Origin of the sequence: Phenylobacterium sp. (assembly GCF_031360265.1) — a bacterium.
Lineage (GTDB): Bacteria > Pseudomonadota > Alphaproteobacteria > Caulobacterales > Caulobacteraceae > Phenylobacterium.
The window spans coordinates 1-1,632 of sequence record NZ_JANMBF010000173.1 but is presented as its reverse complement, the minus strand read 5'-3'; the positions used below and the strand labels follow the sequence as shown (position 1 = coordinate 1,632).

Annotated in this window: 2 protein-coding genes; both read right to left on the bottom strand. The window is 67.5% G+C overall.

The genetic code is table 11. The annotated features are described in order from the left end of the window. Positions 1 to 522: aldehyde dehydrogenase family protein (locus RMN86_RS15985; RefSeq protein ID WP_309606850.1), on the bottom strand; the 522-nt coding region annotated here is incomplete at its 3' end. Between the two features lie 22 nt (positions 523 to 544). Continuing rightward, positions 545 to 1,632: 30S ribosomal protein S12 methylthiotransferase RimO (rimO, locus tag RMN86_RS15980; RefSeq protein ID WP_309606849.1), on the bottom strand; the 1,088-nt coding region annotated here is incomplete at its 5' end.

Below are 1,632 nucleotides of genomic sequence, written 5' to 3'. Positions count from 1 at the left end.
GCCGGCGGCGGTCACCATCTCCTCGAGCAGGCCGGCGACGCCCTGGACGAGGCTCGCATGCTTGAGCAGCCCGACATTGCCGGCCATGATCGCCGGCGCCTGGAAGCGGACGACCTGCCACAGCGGGAAATTCCACGGCATGACGGCGAGCACGGCGCCGATCGGCAGCCAGTGGATTTCCGCCGTGCCGCCGCCGGTCAGCGGCTGGCGCGAGGGCGCGAGCATGGCCGGGCCGTCCTTGGCGTAAACGCGAAAGCCGGAAATGCATTTGTCGACCTCGGCGAGCGCGCTCGAATAGGTCTTGCCCATCTCCAACGTCGCCATGCGGGCGAGCCGCTCGCGATTGGCCTGGTATTGATCGCCGATGCGGTTGAGCAAAGCGGAGCGTTCGGCCAGGTCGGTCGTGCGCCACTGGCGGAAGGCGGCGACCGCCATGTCCAGCTTGGCGTCGACCTCTTCTGCACTCAGCTCGGGATAGGTGGCGATCTCTTCGCCCGTCGCCGGGTTTACGCTCTTGAACATGGCTTTCTCCACTCTCTCCACATTAGGACTCGACCGGCACTCCATAAAGGTCGTGTTCGTCGGCGTCCTCGACCTGCACGGAAACGATATCGCCCATCGAAAGATGCCCGGCGTCGCGCAGGTGGACTTCGCCGTCGATCTCCGGCGCGTCGGCCTTGGACCGGCCGGTGGCGCCGCCTTCCGGATCGACCGCGTCGACGATCACGTCGATCGTCCGGCCGATCTTGGCGGCGAGCTTGGCCGCCGAGATCGCCGCGGTCCTTTCCATGAAGCGGGCGTAGCGCTCCTGCTTCACCTCTTCGGGGACGATGCCGGGCAAGGAATTGGCCGCGGCGCCGCTGACCGGCTCGAACTTGAACGCCCCGACCCGGTCGAGCTGTGCCTCGTCCAGCCATTGTAGCAGATAGTCGAAGTCCGCCTCCGTCTCGCCGGGGAAGCCCACGATGAAGGTCGACCGGATCGCGATGTCGGGACAGATGGCGCGCCAATTGTGGATGCGCTCGAGCACCTTGGCCTCGTTGGCCGGGCGCTTCATCGCCTTGAGCACGGCCGGGCTGGCGTGCTGGAAGGGAATGTCGAGATAGGGCAGGACCAGCCCCTCGGCCATCAGCGGGATCACCTTGTCCACGTGTGGATAGGGATAGACGTAGTGGAGGCGGACCCAGGCGCCGAGACGCCCCAGTTCGCGGGCGAGATCGGTCATGTGGGCGCGGACCTCGCCGGGCTCGCCGGGGGCGCCGGCTCGCCTCCACGGCCAGGAAGCGTGGCGCAGATCGACGCCGTAGGCCGACGTGTCCTGGCTGATCACCAGCAATTCCCTGGTCCCGGCCGCGACCAGCTTCTCGGCCTCCCGCAGGATCGCGTCCGGCCGGCGGCTGACGAGGTCGCCGCGCAGGGACGGGATGATGCAGAAGGCGCAGCGGTGGTTGCAGCCTTCGGAAATCTTCAGATAGGAGTAGTGGCGCGGGGTCAGCTTGAGGCTCGCGTCCGGCACCAGGTTGAGGTAGGCCGAAGGCGGGATCGGCGCGGCGACGTGGACCGCGCCGACCACATCTTCATATTGCGCTGCGCCGGTGATCGCCAGCACCTGCGGGAAGCGCGCGCGGATCA